Source organism: Nonomuraea sp. NPDC052129, assembly GCF_040680095.1.
GTDB lineage: Bacteria > Actinomycetota > Actinomycetes > Streptosporangiales > Streptosporangiaceae > Nonomuraea.
In genome coordinates this window covers 1-16,712 of sequence record NZ_JBFAVX010000009.1, presented here as the reverse complement: position 1 = coordinate 16,712, position 16,712 = coordinate 1, and the positions used below count along the sequence as shown (strand labels likewise).

Below are 16,712 nucleotides of genomic sequence, written 5' to 3'. Positions count from 1 at the left end.
TTCTTACGCGACACCCCGGTCCGCGGCCGGAGCAGTGGCGGGCTTGGGCTGCGGAGGGGCGGGCTGGCGGCGCCACTCTCGCAGGATGGTCTTCAGCACACGCATGCCGTCACGCACGACGCGCAGGTTGCTCTCGCCGTGGATCCGGTTGCGCTCGTGGCTCGGCACCTCGTGCACTTTCAGTCCGGCCTTGGCGGCGCGGACGTTCAGCAGCGTCTCCACCTCGAAACCGTCGCAATCGAGGTCGAGCACCTCGAGGTGGCGGGCCCAGAAGGCGTTGTAGCCGTAGCACAAGTCGGTGTACTGGGTGCCGTACATCATATTGACGATGCCGGTGAGGACTTTGTTGCCCAACCGGCGGCCGACGGTCAGGTCGTCGCTGCCGCCACCGGCGGCGTAGCGGGAGCCCTTGACGAAGTCGGCGCCGGTCACCAGCGCACCGACGAACGTGATGATCTCGTGGCCGTCGGTGGAGCCGTCGGCGTCGATCATCACGATGATGTCGCCGCTGGCGGCGGCGAAGCCGGCGGCCAAGGCGTCACCCTTGCCCTTGCCGGTCTGGGTGACCACCTTCAGGTTGGGCCGCAGGCGCCTGGCCACCGCCACGGTGTCGTCGACGGAGTTGCCGTCGACCAGGATGATCTCATCGATCCACTGGGGCAGCGTGGCGAAGACATGAGGCAGGTTGTCCGCCTCGTTCATGGCCGGGACCACGACGCTCACCGTGGGAGAGATGGCCAGGTGAGGCGTGACCGGGGTGAAACGCTCAATAGGTGGCATCGATCGCAGCGGCGCGATCTGCGCTTTGCCGTTGTGCTTGGTGATGTCGGGACTCATGGTGAGGGAATTCCTTCCGAGACCCAGCACGCTGGTTGGACGCAGCCACTCCCGGGTGCAGGAGGAATGGCGGTGCTGCGAACGGTGCATGAAGGGTCCACTGGGAGCGAGGGTTGCGCGGGGATTGCTAGGGCTGTACGGGTGGGGGCGCTAGCGCGCTCCCGTTGGTTCCTTGACGACTGCGTTGGATGACTCCTGGTGCTGCAAAGAGCTGCGCACCCGACCGAAACCCTTCAGGACTCTGTCGGCTGCCCTATAGAGAGACGGCCGGTCCATGACAATTGTTCGGGCTTTGTTGAAAGGAGTTCTGCCCATCCAGTGCACCGCCGCCGACGCGGAGGGTCTGGAGACCCGGCCCTCGGCGACGTACAGCACCCCACTCTTGAGCCAGTCCTTGTATTCTTTGCCGCCCTTGCCCATGTCCACCATGTGCAACCCGGCCGCCGCGGCGGCCTCTGCCATTTGCAGATGGTGCACGATGCCCGGTGAGTACCGGGCGAACTCGGTGTCGTAAGCGGGGAACCACCCGACGAGCGTGGTGGCCGTGCGCAGTCCAAAATGGCCGGCGACTGGCACGTCTCCCGCGTACAGCATGGTAAGGACACCCGAGAAGTCAGCCGACTTCTCGGCGAACATCAGGTCGATCAGCTCGACGATCCAGGGCTGGGCGAACCGGTCGACCCGGCCCGTCCGTCTGTACTGGTCGGACTTCCACGCGAGCAGGGTGCGCAGCACCTCCGGATCGGCCGAAGCCCATTCGAAGCGCAGCCCACCGTGCTCCCTGCCGAACTTGCGCTCCTTGTAGCGCACGGTCTTCAGGTTCTTGGGGGAGTTGGTCTTCACCTGCTGGAGCCAGGCGTCGAAGCCCTGGGTGAAGTCCATGACCGGCGCCGGGCGCACGTCGCTCTCGTAAGGCGCGAATGTCGGCTGCCCCGCGACCAGGTGGTCGAAGTCGAAGACGCTGAGCTTGCAGGCCCTCAGCAGCGCGCGAGCCTCTAACTTCAGGTCCGGCTCGGAGATCAGGCCATGGCAGGTGGTGAGGAAGCCGCCGAGCGGCTTGCCGATGCCGAAGCTGTGGCGCTCGTACGGGAAGAAGCCGGCGATGCCGGTCTCGTCCTGGATGACCGCGACCCGGACCCGATCCCGCAGGCGGTCCATCGCCAAGGCGAATTCGACGGAGAGGAATGGATTGTCCAGGCTCGGGTCCGCCTTCTGAAGCGCCCGCCACCTGGCCCGCTCGGACTCGCCGAGGTCTCCGGGGCGAACCACTGTGATGTTCACCTTGGCCTGGCCCCCTGTTCGGTCTGCATGTTCTTCCCCCGGTACAACACGCGAAGCACGTACATGAAGCCTCCGAGCACGGCGACCGTTGCCACACCGGCCCGAGGCGACCATGCGTTGAACTGCAGCATGGCTTGGGCGAGAAGCACGTTAAGCACGAGACTTGCCGCAGCTCCTACTGATAGTGCGGCAAGCGGGTCACGATCACGCAACAGTCCTACGACTGCGGCTCCTGGCACCACCAGAAGGAAAAGAGAGATGAGGAACGGGCGCAGCGGTGTCTGGATGTCGAACAGCGCGATCACCGCTCCCGCGATGCAGGCGAGCGCGAGGAGCCACGTCAGCGCTCTGCGGTGCTTGAGCATCTACTTGTCTTCTCTCCTGGGGCCTAGCTGGGTAAAGGCGCGATTGATCGCATTTCATGGGACCAATGCACCCGTGGACACGTCAATGCCGACGCTTGGCGACGCGCTCCGGTTTACCGGCAGGCAGATATTCTTCGTGTGTTTTTGAACACACGGTCATACTCCGGCCTCCGTTGCGGTCCCCAAACCACAAGGATGCCCTACTTGCGGCAAGATCTTCGAGCTATGGTCCGTTTTATCCCCACTTGTCACGTAAGTGTACTCCGGGCTCAGCGGTCACTGGCGTGAGGGGAGGCCCATTTGACGACCGGGAGTCAGAATTTCCTGCCTTATCAGGCGGAATGTCATCCCGAGTAATCATCAGGAGTCGTGGGGCGGGTCCACCTGGAAGTTGTCCACGGACGTGCTCTGTGTCGGCCCGTTTGGCGTCTCGCTCGGCTCGGGACCGCTCGTCGGCTGGTCCGTGGGCGGCTCCGGGGTCTGCTGCGTGCCGCCGTGCCACGATAGCGAGCATTTGGCGCCGCCGCCGTTGGAGCTGAAGGACACCGAGCCGCTGCCATCGGTGGCGGGGTCGTCGACCGTGACCCAGATCGCCATCGAGCCGCCCGCCTTGATCGACCCGCTGGCGGGGTACACCTGCAGCCCCGCGGACGCGCTCGCGCGCCAGGCGACGGTGGCGTTGCGCGCGGTCAGCCCGATCTTCGCGGCGTCCTCGACACCGTCGGGGCAGGAGGTGGCGAACCGGGCGCCGCGCACGGTCTGCCGGCGGGTGGCCGTCGGGGCGGCCGCGGGCTTGGTGGTCGTGGCGGGTCTCGTGCTCGGCACGCCGCCGCGAGACGACGTGGGGGACGGATCGGGCGTGGGCGTGCTGTCGTCCTCCGACTCGGGCTCCGGCGTGGTGCCGGTCAGGTCGTCAGGAGAGCCGGTCAGGTCGTCAGGAGGTGCGGAGGGGGAGGCCGAGGGGGCGGGGGCCACGCGCAGCGCGGTCTTGGTGGGGTCGCCGCTGTTCATCGCGACCATGGCGCCGGTCGCCGCGAGCACCGCCGCGCCCGCCAGCAGCACGGGCCCGAGGCGGCGCGGCCTGCGGCGGCGCGAGCGGCGCTCGACCGCCACCGGAAATCCCGTGCGGTCGAAGTTGTCGCCCCGGTCGGTGATCAGCGTCCGGGTCTGGTCCCGCTCCGGGTTGACGCAGGTGTCGACCACCCTGCGGCGCAGCGAGATGGGGGGATAGGCCACCGGCACCATGTCGAGCAGCCGGGTGGCCGCCACCTGCCGGTGCCGCCCCTCCGTACACACCTCGCACCCTGAGATGTGTCCCGACAACCGCCGCCGCAGCAACGAGGTGAGCGGCCCTTCCCACGAGTCCAGCATCGCCGACAGGTCAGGACAGTGCGCCCGTCCGGTTCTGGCCAGGATCACGGCGGCGGCGGCGTTCTCCAGATGATCGCGGGCCCGGCCGAGCCGGGCGGTGGCCTGGCGAGAGGTCAGCCCGAGCACCGCGCCGACCTCCGCCGGGGTGAGCCCGTGGCGCAGCGACAGCTCCAGGACTTCGCGCTCGTTCCTGCTCAGCTCCCCGAGCGCCTCGTGCACCAGCGCGGCGAGTTCGGGATCCTCCGGCTCGTCGAAGACCGGCAACGGCACGCTGTCGGTCTTGGCCGAGCCGCTTCTGTGGGCCAGCCGGGCGACAGCCTGGAACCTGGTCAGCGCGTACAACCAGGCTCTCAGCCGGCCGGTCTCCTGCAGTCGCGAGACGCACCCGTGCGCGGTGACGAGCGCGTCATGTACGGAATCGGCCGCGGCGTCGCGCTCCCCGGTCAGAGAGCACGCGTAGTCGTGCAACCGCTCGGCATAAGCGTCATAGAGCTTGGCCGCGCCTTCGACGGCACCCATCCGAAGCGCGTCGACCACCTGCTGATCGTCACCGCGGTCAACAGCCGGCCATCCAGACACGTTTCCTCCCCGCTGGTCGAGGGCGGAAGCCCTCACGGCGGGTAGGACGCCTCCCCGCGCGAGCGGGGTTACCACAGCGTGTCAGTCCATGCCCAACTGGCATGAGCTGGGAAAACCGTGTCAGATGTGACTAATGGGGTCAGCCATCGCAGCGCGGCGCGCAGAGGCGGCGCTGCATGCCCTGGAGGAAGAAGTCGCGCACCTGCAGCACGTTCTTGGCGATGTAAGCCTCGCCACCGGTCGCCTGCGCGAGCGCGTCCATCTGCTGCTTGCCCTTGGGAGCGTCCGGGCCGAAGGCGATGAGGAGGATGCTGACCGGGCGCTTGGGGTTATACGTCTTCTTGAGGTAGTTCAGGATCTGCTTGTTGTTGAGCCCGCCGTCCGGATCGTCGTTGCCGGCGCCGTCGGTGAGGATCACGATCGTGTTGATCTTGTCTTCCTGATACGACTTCGTCATTTCCGCGTACGCGGCCTTGAGCGTGTCGTTCAGCCCCGTGTCACCCGTGGCCTTGGCCTGGGCGGTCCCCAGCTGCCGGCCCAAGGCGTCCTTGCGGAGCACGCCGTTGACGCTCTCGCTGAGCGGCCCGACCGAGACCACCTCGCGCCAGTCCTTGCCCTGTCCGTCGAGGTGGGTGGAGAACGCCCACACCCCGATCTCCGCGTCGGCGGGGAACAGCCCGAGCCCCTCGACGGCGATCTTGCCGATGGCCTGCATGCGGGTCATCTTCGTACCGGGGACGGGCAGCGCCATCGTGCCCGAGACGTCGAGCAGGGTGAGCAGGCGGGTGCCGAGGTTCAGCCGGGACCAGGTCTGCGCCATGCTCACCACGGTCTTGTCGTCCGGGGCGGGCAGCGCTGTGGGCGCGGCCGGGGTGAAGCCCTTGTCCTTGGACAGCGCGTCGCCGGCCTTGCCGTCGGGCGTACGGAAGCCCTGCTCGCGCAGCGTCCGGTGGGCCGACTCGGTGCCGAGCTCCTGCTTGAACGCCGCGGCCGCCTTCTGCGCCGCCGCGTCCTTGGTGACGATCACGAGCGGGTAGTCGAGGCTGAGCGTGCCTTCGGCCGGGTAGAGCGGCACCACCGGGGTGTCAGGCTTTTTCGTGTTGTGGAGGTAGATGGTCTGCTCGGACGTGACGCCGATCGGGACCTTGCTCCCGGACTTCACGGTCAGGCTGGCCAGCAGCGCGGTGGGATCGGCGACGAGCTGGCCCGACAGCTCCTTGAGCGCGCCCACCAGCGCCTTGCTCTGACCGGCCTGCTGGGCCGAACCGGCGGCGGCCAGCAGCGCGGCCATCCCGGCCGAGTTCTTCTGCGGGTCGAGGGCCAGCACGCGGACCTTCTTGCCGGGTCCGTCCGGATTGGCGACGTTCGCCGCCGCGATGACGCCCGCCCAGCTCGGCTGGAGGCTGCTGGCCAGCTTGGCCGCCGCGGCCTTGGCGGCCACCAGCACGACCGGCGAGGTGGCGACCGAGCCGCTGGACTCCGGCAGGGCGGCGCCCGCGGCCTGGCCGCGGAGCCTGGAGACGACGAGGCTGGAGTCGGCCACCCACAGATCGGCGTTGATCTTGCCGGCGGCCAGCGCGTTCGCGGTCCGCGCCGTGGCCTCCTTGGCCACCGTCACCTCGACGCAGCGGCTGTCGATCGAGTGCATGGCCTTGTTGTAGTTGCCGGCGATCTTGTTGAGCGCGGGCTGGATGTCCGGGCTCGCGACGACACGCAGCGGCAACTTGCCGTTCGAGCAGTCGTGGTCGCGGTTGAAGATGACGAATGCCGCGACGCCCAGCAGCACAGCGAGTGCGACCGCCCCGGCGAGTGGGACGAACACCTTGCCGCGGCCACCACCGTTCCCACGCTTTCGGGGAGTCGGTTCCTGAGCTTGGTAGCCGCCGTCGAGCTCGTCTGTGCGGTGTCGCCCCACGATGTCCTCTTCGGTGTGTCGGGACCTTTCGGAGACCCTAGCGGGAGATGCTCCGCAATACTTCCGGAACGATACTCGGTGCGCTTACTGTGGCAAAACAGCCCGTTTGGTGCGACGATTACCTGGTGTGACGGTCAATGGCAGCATGAGTGACCGCGCCAGGCCCGAGTTCCCTCCCTCGTGGCGACCGCCGCCAGAGCCACCGCCGCCACCGGATCGACCCACCACCAGCCGAGCGTGTTCAGCCACAATCCCGTCAGAACACCCGCGGCCATCGCGGCGCAGATGAGGTTCTGGGTGCCTTCCCCCGAGGTCGCGGGGGACCCGAGCCGCCGGCCGAGCCGCCGCTTGACCAACCCCAGCACCGGCATGCTGGCCAGGCTGACCGCGGTCACCACGATGCCGAGCACGGTCGGCACGGCCCGATGGCCGGCGTCGAGATCGTGGACGACGTGGATGACCAGATAGGGCGCCAGCAACCAGAAGCTCACCGCGACCGCCCGCCCCGCCCGGCGCTCCGCGCTCGGCGACAGCGTGCGCGAGCCGGTGAACCGCCACACCACGATCAGGCTCGCCGCCGCCTCCACGAGAGCCGACAGCCCCCAGCCGATCAGCGCCACCGAATGCGCCCCCAGGCCCGCGGCCAGCCCGAGCGTGCTCTCCACCGCCAGCCACACGAGGGTGAGCACCGAAAGGGAGCGAGCCACGCGCGCAGCGCGCAGCCAGGCGGCTGACGCGGCCGGATGAGCGTGAACTCGCTGTTCAGGCACCTTGAACCCCCGAATCCCGACTCCGGCCGTCGACAGCGATAAGTAAGCTACCCATTACTAATGGTGACCTTAGGGTCTACGAGCAAAGCTTGTTCAAGGTTCGCGAGGTAATCTTCGAAGATCAGCTACGGGGGAGGGGTTGGCGCCGGTGCCGTTCACGCCCAGTCACATCGCGGCGGTGCTTCCCCTGGTGTCGTCGCCCCGGTTCCGCAGGCTGGCCAACCCGTGGGCGCTGGCGATCGGCGCGATGGTCCCCGACCTGCCGATCTTCCTGCCGTTCCTGCCCGACTACACCGACTGGCACTCCTGGCGCGGCGTCGTCACCATCGACCTGGCCGCCGTACTCATCCTGCTGGCCCTGTTCCACCTCTTCTTCCGCGAGCCGCTGATCTCCCTGCTCCCACCCGCCCTCGGGGGCCGCGCCGCGACCCTGCTCCCGCCGCGCCTGCGCGACCTGCCGGCCATCCTGGCCGGCGCCCTGATCGGCGCCGCCTCCCACGTCCTGTGGGACTCCTTCACCCACTCCACCGGTCCCGGCGAGTGGGGCGCATGGCTGGGAGTGTCGGTGTTCGGGGTGATCAGGCTGTTCCGCCTGCTCCAGTACACCTCCTCGGTGGTCGGCCTGGCCATCGTCGTGTGGTGGGCCTGGCGCGGCCTCACCCGGATGGGCGCCGCGACCGTCCCCGACCGGCTGCGGCTCCACACGGGGGTACGACGGGCGGTCCTGGCCCTGTGCATGGCCGGCACCGTCGCGGGCGCCTTTCTCTGGCCCTTGGTCGACGAGCCCGTCCCCCAGCTCGGCATGGCCAGCGTCATCACCAAGGTGGGCGCGGGCACGCTCGTGGGCCTCTGCCTGGTGCTCAGCTGCTATGCGGCGGTCTGGCAGGTCATGCGCCGCGTGGCAGTATCTGAAGGTGCCTGACTACGTAACGGACCCCGCCGACCAACGCCTGACCGACTACACCCGGCTCAGGGACGTGGACCTGCGCAAGAGCCTGGAGGCGGAGCGCGGCCTGTTCGTGGCCGAGGGCGAGAAGGTGATCAGACGCGCGATCGGCGCCGGCTACCCGATCAGATCTGTCCTGACGACCGCGCGCTGGCTGGAACCGCTGGCGGACGTGCTCGGGGACGCGACGGTGTACGTGGTGAGCGATGAGACCATGCTGGGCGTCGCCGGGTTCCAGGTGCACCGGGGAGCGCTGGCGTCGATGGAGCGCGTGCCGCTGCCGTCGGTGGAGCGAGTGCTGGCGGGCACCTCACGCACGGTGGTCCTGGAGGACCTCGTGGACCACTCGAACGGCGAGCGCGCCGAACAACACACTCGGCGGATTCTGGTCCTGGAGGATTTGGTTGATCACTCGAACGTTGGTGCGATTTTCAGGTGCGCTGCTGCGTTGGGAGTGGACGGGATCATCCTGTCGCCCCGGTGTGCTGATCCGCTGTACCGCCGTGCTGTGAAGGTGTCCATGGGGGCGGTGTTCTCGATTCCGTATGCGCGGATGGAGAACTGGTTCACGGGGCTCGATCAGATCCGTGAGGCGGGCTTTCAGACGCTTGCGCTGACCCCGGATCAGGCGACGGTACCGATCGACACGGTCAAGCTGTCGGATCGCGTGGCGCTGTTGCTGGGGTCTGAGGGGGACGGGTTGTCGTCGCGGTGGCTGAAGGAGGCCGACGAGGCGGTGTGCATCCCGATGAGCGCGGCCGCGATGGCCGCGGGGGTGGACTCGCTGAATGTGGTGGCCGCCGCAGCCATCGCCTGCCATGGGCTCATGCGAAATGGCACCCGATGAGCATCCACGGCGCAACCGTCGTGCCCGCCTTCTGCGCATGTCGGTGGGCGGGCTCACCGGCTGGTAGTGGACATTCTCATTGAGGAGTTGGGAGTGGCACGCATGACGCGTACGTCACGAAGAGGTAGGTGGTCGTCTCGCTATGGTTCATAATGCCGACTCGCCATGTGCTGGTGTCCTTGCTGTCGATCGTGTTGACGAACACGCTTATCGGAGCCGTTGGCCGCTCGCCTAAGTACCCACCGGAGATCGCGTAGTTCCCGTCTCCGCAATCGGCCCGCAGGTGAGCCGTCTGCCCAGGCTCGATCCTGGTTCCCGGTCCTTTGATCATGAATACGCCGAGTTGTCCGGGGGGACCCTGCCGGTTCCAGTCCAGCGAGGTTTCGCCTTCGCCGCACACCGTTCCCGGTGGTACAACGCGCAAGGCACCGGTCGCAGTCGTGGCTCAGGCGTTGATCGGCTCCTCGTTCATGGCGGTGGCCAAGGCCGCTCCGCCGGCCGTGAGCATGCCGCCGGCCAGCATGCTCGCTGTTACCAGCGCTACGGCTCGTCCCGTCGACCTGATCTTCGGCATCATGGTCCTCCTCATGTTCAATGAAGATCGTTTGACGACCATGATCCGTCAGATAGCGAAATGGGTCCAGGGGTGGTGCTGCTGGGCGGTTAATCGCCGCCCATGAGCTCATAGCGCGGACAGCGGCCACGGATGGCGGGTTTTGCGATAGGAGCTGGGCGGAGGCTTGCATTCGGCGGCACGCGATCTTCAGGTGTGCCGACGCGCTCGGGACGGACGGGGTCATCCTGTCCCCTCGGTGTGCTGATCCGCTGTATCGGCGTGAAGGTCTCGATGACGTCCTCAGTCTGCAAGCTCCCGCACCTCTGACCAGGGCGGATCGAAAGATCGGTATGGGTACCGATGAACATACGTATTGGCACACCCGATCGCAGCGCTTAGCGTCTGGCGGCAGCAAGGTCAACGGTTCGGCGCTCAAACCGCTCCCTCACCCACCCCCCTTTCCCGGTCGGTTCCGCGGCCCAGGCGATCCCTGAGGCGGCGTGGTCGGCGTGCGCGCGCACGCCGCGGCGTCCGGGAAACGCCGAAAGGAGCACCACGCGTGAAACGCACTGCCTTAGCCGCCGCGGCTGTGGGACTCGCCACTGCCGCGTCGATGGCTCTCGCCGTCCCCACCGCGTACGCCGCCCCACCCGGAGCCGGCAAGCAGGACTCCGGCGCGCAGGCACGAGCGGCGGCCGACCCGGCCTCCCTCGCGGCGGCGGTCGCCGACAAGGCCGTCTCCAGCGGGCTCGACAAACTGGCCAAGGGGCCGGACGAGGCGTACAGCCGCGTGTCGGTCACCCGCGGCACCAGCGACATGTACTTCGTCGGCTACGAGCGCACCTACAAGGGGCTGCCGGTGGTCGGCGGGGACGCGGTCGTCGTCACCGACTCGGCGGGGCACGTCCGCGACACCGTCGCGGCCGGGCCGAGCGCCCAGGATGTGCGGACCACGGCCACGATCAGCGCGGAGCGGGCCACCGAGGTGGCGAAGACCCGGCTCTCGCGCGTCGACGACTCCGCCGCCCCGCGCCTGGTGGTGCTCACCTGGAGCGGTACGCCCACGTTGAGCTGGGAGGCCGTCGTCAGCGGCCTGGTCAAGGGCCGGCCGAGCATCCAGCACGTGTTCGTGGACGCCCGCACCGGCAAGATCGCCGACTCCTACGACCTCGTACGTGAGGGCAGCGGTAACGGCTACTACTACGGCCAGGTCACCATCAACACGAGCGGCTCCGGCAGCTCGTACTCGATGACCGACACGACCAGGCCCGGCATCCAGTGCGGCGGGCAGGGCGGCACCGCCTACACCGGCACCGACGACGCGTGGGGCAATGGCAGCGGCACCAACCTGGAGACCGGCTGCGTCGACGCGCTCTACTCCGTCCAGCGCGAGTGGGACATGCTGCGTGACTGGCTCGGCCGCAACGGCATCAACGGCAGCGGCAGGGGCTTCCCCGCCCGCGTCGGCCTGGCCGACGTCAACGCCTACTGGAACGGCAGCTACACCAACTTCGGCCACAGCCAGGACAACGCCCGGCAGGCCACCAACATCGACGTGGTGGCGCACGAGTTCGGGCACGCCATCTTCCAGACCACGCCCGGCGGGGCCGGTTCCGGAAACGAGAACGGCGGCATCAACGAGGGCACCGGTGACATCTTCGGCGCCCTGACCGAGCACTACGCCAACAACCCCAACGACCCGCCGGACTACCTGGTCGGCGAAGAGGTGGACCTCGTCGGCGACGGGCCGATCCGCAACATGTACAACCCGAGCGCGCTCGGCGACCCGAACTGCTACTCCTCCTCGATCCCCAGCACCGAGGTGCACGCGGCGGCCGGCCCGCTGAACCACTGGTTCTACCTGCTGGCCGAGGGCAACAACCCCGGCGGCGGCAAGCCGACCAGCCCGATCTGCTCCGGTGGTCCGTCGTCGGTGACCGGCGTCGGCGTGCAGAAGGCCGGTCAGATCTACCTGGGCGCCCTGAACCGCAAGACCTCCAGCTGGCGCTACACCAACGCCCGCGCGGCCTCCGTCGCGGCCGCGATCGAGCTGTTCGGCGCCAACAGCGCCGAGTGCAACACCACCAAGGCGGCGTGGAGCGCGGTGAGCGTGGCGGCGGCGTCGGGCGAGCCCGCCTGCGGCACCCCCGGCAACGACTTCTCGCTCTCGCTCAACCCGTCGACCGGTAGCGCGCAGCCCGGCCAGCAGGTGACCACCACGGTCAACACCCAGACCACGTCCGGCAGCGCCCAGACGGTCACGCTGACCGCGTCCGGGCAGCCCACCGGTGTCACGGCGAGCTTCAGCCCGTCGTCGGTCACCTCCGGCAACTCCTCGACGCTGACCCTGTCCGTCGGCTCCTCGGTGGCCCAGGGCTCTTACCCGATCACCGTCACCGGTGCGGGGTCGGCCACGCACACCGCCGTCTACACCCTCCAGGTCGGCACCGCGACCCGCGACTTCTCGATCTCGGCCAACCCGACGTCCGGCACGGTGCAGGCCGGCTCCGCGGCCACCACCACCATCGGCACCACCACGACGGCCGGCACCGCGCAGACCGTGAACCTGGCCGCGACCAGCGGTCTGCCCACGGGTGCCACCGCCGCCTTCAACCCGGCCTCGGTGACCTCGGGCGGATCGTCCACCCTGACGATCTCGACCGCGCCGACCACGCCCGCCGGCTCGTACACGGTGACCGTGACCGGCACCGGCGTGACGGCGACGCACACCACGACCTACGCGCTCACGGTGCAGAGCACCTCGGGCGGCAGGACGTTCACCAACGGCACCGACTACACCATCAACGACTTCAGCACCATACAGAGCCCGATCACCTCCACGGCGACGGGTACGGCGGTCTCGCCGGTCAAGCTGTCGGTCACCATCGCGCACACCTGCGCGGAGGATCTCGACATCCGGCTCCGCGGGCCGAACGGTACGTGGTACTCGGTCGACAGCTCCGGCGGCACCAGCTGCACCTCGTACGGCACCAGGACGTACTCGGTCCCGGTGAGCCAGCAGGCGGCGGGCACCTGGGTGCTCGAAGTCACCGACGACTACTTCCTTGACACCGGGCGCCTGGACACCTGGAGCATCACCCTCTGACACACGACACCAAAGCCCTGGCCGGTCATCCGGCCAGGGCTTCGGCTCATGGAGGGAGAGCCACTTCGTTACGAGTGCGGACGCCGAGTTTCTGCAGCACCCGCGCCACATGGGTGTCGACCGTGCGACGTGACAGGAACAGCACCTCGGCGATCTCCCTGTTGGTCCGGCCGAGCACGACCAGCCTTGCCACCTCGCTCTCCCTGGGTGACAGCACCCCGCCGGCCGGCTTCCGACCCCGGCGCGGCCGGCCGCCCGCGCCGATCTCCCGCAGCAGATGGCGGCAGCGTGCCGCGTCGTGGGTGGCGCCGAGCGCGGTGTAGCGCTCGTCCGCGTGAGTGAGGATCTCCGCGGCGGCCGCCCGGTCGCCGAGCGCGAGCCGCGCGCCCGCCTCGGCCTCCGCCGCCCGAGCCGCCCCGTACGGCCTGGGCATCGCCTCGTAGGCGGCCCGCGCCCGGCCGTAGTAGCGGGCGGCCTCCTCGAACCGGCCGCCCGCTCCGGCCAGCGCGCCGCGCGCCGACTCCAGCGCCGCCTCGGCCGCCGGCGCGGTCGTGCCCGCGACGCCCGCCGCGAACTCGGCCACCAGGTCGGCGGCCTGGGCGCAGTGTTCGGCCCTGAGCAGCGCGGTGACGGTCGCCGGCACCACCTGCTCGCCCCACACCCACACGCCCTTGCGCCGCAGCCTGGTCACCGCGCTGTCGGCCTCCGACAGCGCGTCCTCCACCGAATCGCGGGTCAGGTGCAGCTCGACCAGCCCGCCGGAGGCGGCCGCCGCGACCGGGAGGAAGGCCGAGTCCGGCTCGCGCGGGCCGGCCGCCTCCAGGTGCTCTCCGGCCTCCTGCCACTCGCCCCTGGCCAGCGCCAGCATGCCCAGGACCAGCCGGGCGTCCACGCTGAGCAGCGGCGTCTCGGGGGTCATCTCGACCGCCGCGAGCGCCCGCTCCCGCAGGCCGTCCCAGCGCCCGGTCAGCCAGTCGAGCTTGATCGACGACACCTCCACCAGGTAGGCGGGGTACAGGGCGCCGGTCTCACCGGCGATCCGCCTGCCCTCGCGCGCGAACCGGCCGGCCGGGCCGTAGTGGCCGAGCGCGGTCGCCGCGTCGCACAGGTTGGAGTAGCCGCGCGCGGCCTGCCTGCGTATCGCCGCCGACGGATCGCTCACGGGCAGCGTGTCGGCCAGCGCGAAGGCGTCGGGCGCGCCCACGAGCATGGCGAAGGTGACCTTGTTGACGTACACGGTCGCCGTCAGCTCGGGGTCCTCGTCGGCGACGGCGACGAGGAGGCTCTCGGCCTGGTCCATCCACTTCTTGTGGGTGGCGATCGGCTCGCCGCCCCAGGCGGGCATCGCCAGCAGGGCCAGTCCTCTGGCGGCGATGCCGGGCCGGCCGGTCAGGTCAGGGAGCGCGGCGAGGACCTCCTGGCGTCCCGCCGCGATGTCGCCCGCCTGATTGGCCAGCAGTACGCCCAGGTTCAGCCTGGCCTCGCCGCGGACGTCCCCGGTCAGAAAGTCGTCCGACAGCAGGCGGCGGAGCATCCGCACGGCGCGCCGATGGGAGAGCCCGATCGTCGCGAGCCGGCTGAGCTGGAGGGCCAGCGGGCCGCGGGCCTCGCGCGGCAGCTTGGGGTCGGCAAGCATGCCCTCCAGCAGCTCGACCACGAGCGGGACGTCGCCCAGCGCCGCCGCCTGGTCCGCGGCGGCGACGCCGTGCCTGCGCCACGCCTCGTACTCGCCCGCGCGCCTGGCGTGGTAGGCCAGCTGTACGAGCGGCGGCGGGTCCAGGGCGGCGAGGGCCGCCATGGCCCGTCTGTGGGTGAGCTGCCTGTCGGGGCCGGGGATCGCGTCGTAGACGGCCTGCTGGGCGAGCGCGTGGCGGAAGCCGTACTGGCCGTCGGGGTGCTCCAGCAGGACGCCGGCCTTGAGCGCCTCACGCAGGGCGGCCCCGGCGGGGGCGATCGTCGGTTCTTCGGCGGTGCCGGAGATGGTGGCGATCAGTGGTTCGTCGGTGGTGCTTGAGACGGCGCTGCTTGAGACAGCGCTGCTTGAGATGGCGGTGCTTGAGACGGCGGCTATCAGCTGTTCGTCGGCGGGGAGCTTGAGCACGGCGGCGGCGTGCACCGCGCGTAGCGCGGGCGGCGACAGGTCCGCGAGCCGCTCCGCCATCGCCTCGCGGAGCAGCAGCGGCACCGCGACGCGGTCGAGCGCCTCCGGCTCCTCCACACCGCCGGGGAACTGGCCGTCGCCGTCGAGCAGCGAGCGGACGACCTCCTCGATGAGGAACGGTACGCCGGCGGTCCGTTCGCGCAGCCTGGCGGCGAAGCAGGCCGTCACCTGGGGGCGGCCGAGCAGCGTGCTGGTCAGGGTCCTGACGGCCTCGACGTCCAGCGGCTTGAGCGAGATCACCACGCTGTTGGCGCCCGGCGGATGCCGGTAGGCGTGGCCCAGCGGCAGTCCGGTCACGGGCAGGTCCTCCCGCCGGAAGGTCACCACCAGCGCCAGGCCCTCGGGCGGTTGCTGGGTGAGGAACCGCAGCAGGTCCCGGGTGCCGTCGTCGGCCCAGTGCAGGTCCTCCACCACCAGGACGACCGGCGCCGCGGCGTCCAGCAGCGCGTGGACCGCGCGGAACAGGCGGTGCCGCTCGGCTCGCGGGTCGTCGACCGGCGGGAGCGAGGGCGGCAGGTGCCCGGCCAGCTCGGGGAGGTAGCCGCGCAGCGCCCCGGTCACCGGGTTGAGCGCCTCGGTCCCGGGCAGGGCGGCGGCGACGTGGCGCAGCGCGTCGAACACCGGGCCGTACGGGAAGGGCTCCCTGAGCTGGTGGCAGTGGCCGAGCAGCACGGTGCGCCCGCCGTCGCGCAGGACGTCGATGGCCGCCCGCGCCAGCCGAGTCTTGCCGATCCCCGCCTCGCCCTCCACCAAGGCCACGGCGGGCGGTCGGGTGATCGCGCCGAGGAGAGCTCGCAACGGCGCTTCGCGTCCGACCATCGCGGGACTGGCGACACTCGTCATCGGCGTCTCCGAGGGTCCGGGTTTGGTGCCCGTGCCGGAATACCGTTATCTACTACCAGTCATCTACGGTCAACCCTCGCTTTACTGACATATCATCCTTTAACGCTATAAAGCGGACGGGCGGGCGGGGCGTCGGCGCTCGGCTCAGAGGGCACGCTGAGGAGGTTGTGCGCGTCCCGATGAGCCCGGGCCACTGATCGCTCTGTCGGCCGAACCTCGCCGAAGCGGCGATCCAAGGATATGCCCCAGGCTTCTGCCGCTGTCCCGGATTGTTCGGGTGGCCGATAAAGGGCTTTGGGCGATTTCAGCGACATAGAGCGCTTGATGACTGCATTGCTCTTCTGCGCGACGCCTCACAATGCAGCGCCATCCGGAATCATAGTGTCAGGCGTGATTTTGCGGCCATCCCTAAGCCTGGGTATGTGGGCTCGGTCGAATCCCTCCTAACTTTAAGGAGCCAGGAGCTCGTCACCCTAAAAAGGGGAACAGAAATGCGCGGTAAAGTCACCACCAGGCGCGGGATGCGCAGGCTCGGCAGTGCCCTCATCGCCACGGGGCTGTTGTCGGCCGGCCTGATCGCGTCCGCGGCCGGAGCGAGTGCGAGCGCCGCCTCCGCTCGCGCGTTCATCAGCTTCGAGGTCTTCTTGAGCAACAACACGGGTTGCGACCTGAAGATCGTCACGGCCCGGCTCGACCACGGCGAGTGGAGCAGGCGGCCGCCGGAGCGGATCAAGTCGGGCAGGCTCGTCAGCTGGGAATCCGAGTCGGACGGGGTCGGCACCGGAACCGAAGGAGAGGCCGACTACATCACCGAGAACTGCGATCCCTCGAGCAACAACACCAAGAGGATCCATGCGCACTGGGACAACCCGTTCTCTGGTGGCAATTCCGGCGACGCCACCGGAACGGACCCCGCCTTCCGTACCAATGTCGTGATCGGCGGCGGTAACCACGCGGGCGGGCAGTTCACCTACTTCCTGCCTGAGTAATCCAGCTCGGTAGCAGAAGTACCAGCGGATTCACCGAGCGGTGGGGGGGGGGGGGGGGGCGCCCCCCCCCCCCCCCCCCGGCGCCCCCCCCCCCCGGGGGGTGGCGGGGGCTCGGGACGGACGGACGCGGCCGCGCGGGGGAGGGC

12 protein-coding genes and 1 pseudogene are annotated in these 16,712 nt (G+C 69.4%); 5 read left to right on the top strand and 8 right to left on the bottom strand.

The genetic code is table 11. The features are described from left to right. Nucleotides 1–3: 3 nt before the first annotated feature. The 6 genes from AB0L53_RS21365 to AB0L53_RS21340 form a co-directional block, all read right to left on the bottom strand. The gene (locus tag AB0L53_RS21365; protein WP_363996307.1) at nucleotides 4–837 is read right to left on the bottom strand and encodes a glycosyltransferase family 2 protein; all 834 of its coding nucleotides are present in this window, start codon (nucleotides 835–837) and stop codon (nucleotides 4–6) included. A 150-nt stretch (nucleotides 838–987) separates the two neighbouring features. Beyond that, nucleotides 988–2,106: a GNAT family N-acetyltransferase gene (locus tag AB0L53_RS21360; RefSeq protein WP_363996304.1), complete on the bottom strand. Its 1,119-nt coding sequence runs from the start codon at nucleotides 2,104–2,106 to the stop codon at nucleotides 988–990. A gap of 8 nt (nucleotides 2,107–2,114) precedes the next feature. Next, the gene (locus AB0L53_RS21355; protein WP_363996301.1) at nucleotides 2,115–2,483 is read right to left on the bottom strand and encodes a hypothetical protein; all 369 of its coding nucleotides are present in this window, start codon (nucleotides 2,481–2,483) and stop codon (nucleotides 2,115–2,117) included. 360 nt (nucleotides 2,484–2,843) lie between these two features. Further along, on the bottom strand, nucleotides 2,844–4,391 hold the full coding sequence (locus AB0L53_RS21350; RefSeq protein ID WP_363996298.1) for a sigma-70 family RNA polymerase sigma factor: 1,548 nt from the start codon (nucleotides 4,389–4,391) through the stop codon (nucleotides 2,844–2,846). Between the two features lie 181 nt (nucleotides 4,392–4,572). Further along, a complete protein-coding gene (locus AB0L53_RS21345) occupies nucleotides 4,573–6,348 on the bottom strand; it encodes a substrate-binding domain-containing protein (protein ID WP_363996295.1) in 1,776 nt (591 codons plus the stop codon). Nucleotides 6,349–6,482: 134 nt separating this feature from the next. Next, nucleotides 6,483–7,055: a cation transporter gene (locus AB0L53_RS21340; protein ID WP_363996292.1), complete on the bottom strand. Its 573-nt coding sequence runs from the start codon at nucleotides 7,053–7,055 to the stop codon at nucleotides 6,483–6,485. Nucleotides 7,056–7,266: 211 nt separating this feature from the next. Between AB0L53_RS21340 and AB0L53_RS21335 the strand changes: the two genes are divergently transcribed. Together AB0L53_RS21335 and AB0L53_RS21330 are read left to right on the top strand one after the other, a co-directional pair. Beyond that, complete coding sequence (locus AB0L53_RS21335) at nucleotides 7,267–8,040, top strand: DUF4184 family protein (RefSeq protein ID WP_363996289.1); 774 nt, start codon at nucleotides 7,267–7,269, stop codon at nucleotides 8,038–8,040. Continuing rightward, on the top strand, nucleotides 7,988–8,911 hold the full coding sequence (locus tag AB0L53_RS21330) for an RNA methyltransferase (protein ID WP_363996286.1): 924 nt from the start codon (nucleotides 7,988–7,990) through the stop codon (nucleotides 8,909–8,911). The genes AB0L53_RS21335 and AB0L53_RS21330 overlap by 53 nt, the downstream gene beginning before the upstream one ends. Before the next feature lie 445 nt (nucleotides 8,912–9,356). Here the strand turns inward: AB0L53_RS21330 and AB0L53_RS21325 are convergent, their stop codons facing one another. Beyond that, the gene (locus AB0L53_RS21325; RefSeq protein WP_363996283.1) at nucleotides 9,357–9,488 is read right to left on the bottom strand and encodes a hypothetical protein; all 132 of its coding nucleotides are present in this window, start codon (nucleotides 9,486–9,488) and stop codon (nucleotides 9,357–9,359) included. 179 nt (nucleotides 9,489–9,667) lie between these two features. Here AB0L53_RS21325 and AB0L53_RS21320 point away from each other — a divergent pair. Both AB0L53_RS21320 and AB0L53_RS21315 read left to right on the top strand, forming a co-directional pair. Beyond that, a pseudogene (locus tag AB0L53_RS21320) lies at nucleotides 9,668–9,748 on the top strand (rRNA methyltransferase); the annotation flags it as partial. A gap of 278 nt (nucleotides 9,749–10,026) precedes the next feature. Further along, on the top strand, nucleotides 10,027–12,573 hold the full coding sequence (locus AB0L53_RS21315; protein WP_363996280.1) for a M4 family metallopeptidase: 2,547 nt from the start codon (nucleotides 10,027–10,029) through the stop codon (nucleotides 12,571–12,573). A gap of 46 nt (nucleotides 12,574–12,619) precedes the next feature. Here the strand turns inward: AB0L53_RS21315 and AB0L53_RS21310 are convergent, their stop codons facing one another. Beyond that, the gene (locus AB0L53_RS21310) at nucleotides 12,620–15,577 is read right to left on the bottom strand and encodes an AAA family ATPase (protein ID WP_363996277.1); all 2,958 of its coding nucleotides are present in this window, start codon (nucleotides 15,575–15,577) and stop codon (nucleotides 12,620–12,622) included. A 491-nt stretch (nucleotides 15,578–16,068) separates the two neighbouring features. On the opposite strand from AB0L53_RS21310, the gene AB0L53_RS21305 reads away from it, so the two are divergent. Continuing rightward, nucleotides 16,069–16,566, top strand: coding sequence for a hypothetical protein (locus tag AB0L53_RS21305; protein WP_363996274.1), 498 nt, complete (start codon nucleotides 16,069–16,071; stop codon nucleotides 16,564–16,566). Nucleotides 16,567–16,712: the final 146 nt, after the last annotated feature.

Bases quoted from the DNA above. Each gene is read 5' to 3' on its own strand.
- AB0L53_RS21365 (WP_363996307.1), bottom strand. From the start codon at position 837: ATGAGTCCCGACATCACCAAGCACAACGGCAAAGCGCAGATCGCGCCG.
- AB0L53_RS21355 (WP_363996301.1), bottom strand. From the start codon at position 2,483: ATGCTCAAGCACCGCAGAGCGCTGACGTGGCTCCTCGCGCTCGCCTGC.
- AB0L53_RS21330 (WP_363996286.1), top strand. From the start codon at position 7,988: ATGCGGCGGTCTGGCAGGTCATGCGCCGCGTGGCAGTATCTGAAGGTG.
- AB0L53_RS21325 (WP_363996283.1), bottom strand. From the start codon at position 9,488: ATGATGCCGAAGATCAGGTCGACGGGACGAGCCGTAGCGCTGGTAACA.
- AB0L53_RS21310 (WP_363996277.1), bottom strand. From the start codon at position 15,577: ATGACGAGTGTCGCCAGTCCCGCGATGGTCGGACGCGAAGCGCCGTTG.
- AB0L53_RS21305 (WP_363996274.1), top strand. From the start codon at position 16,069: ATGCGCGGTAAAGTCACCACCAGGCGCGGGATGCGCAGGCTCGGCAGT.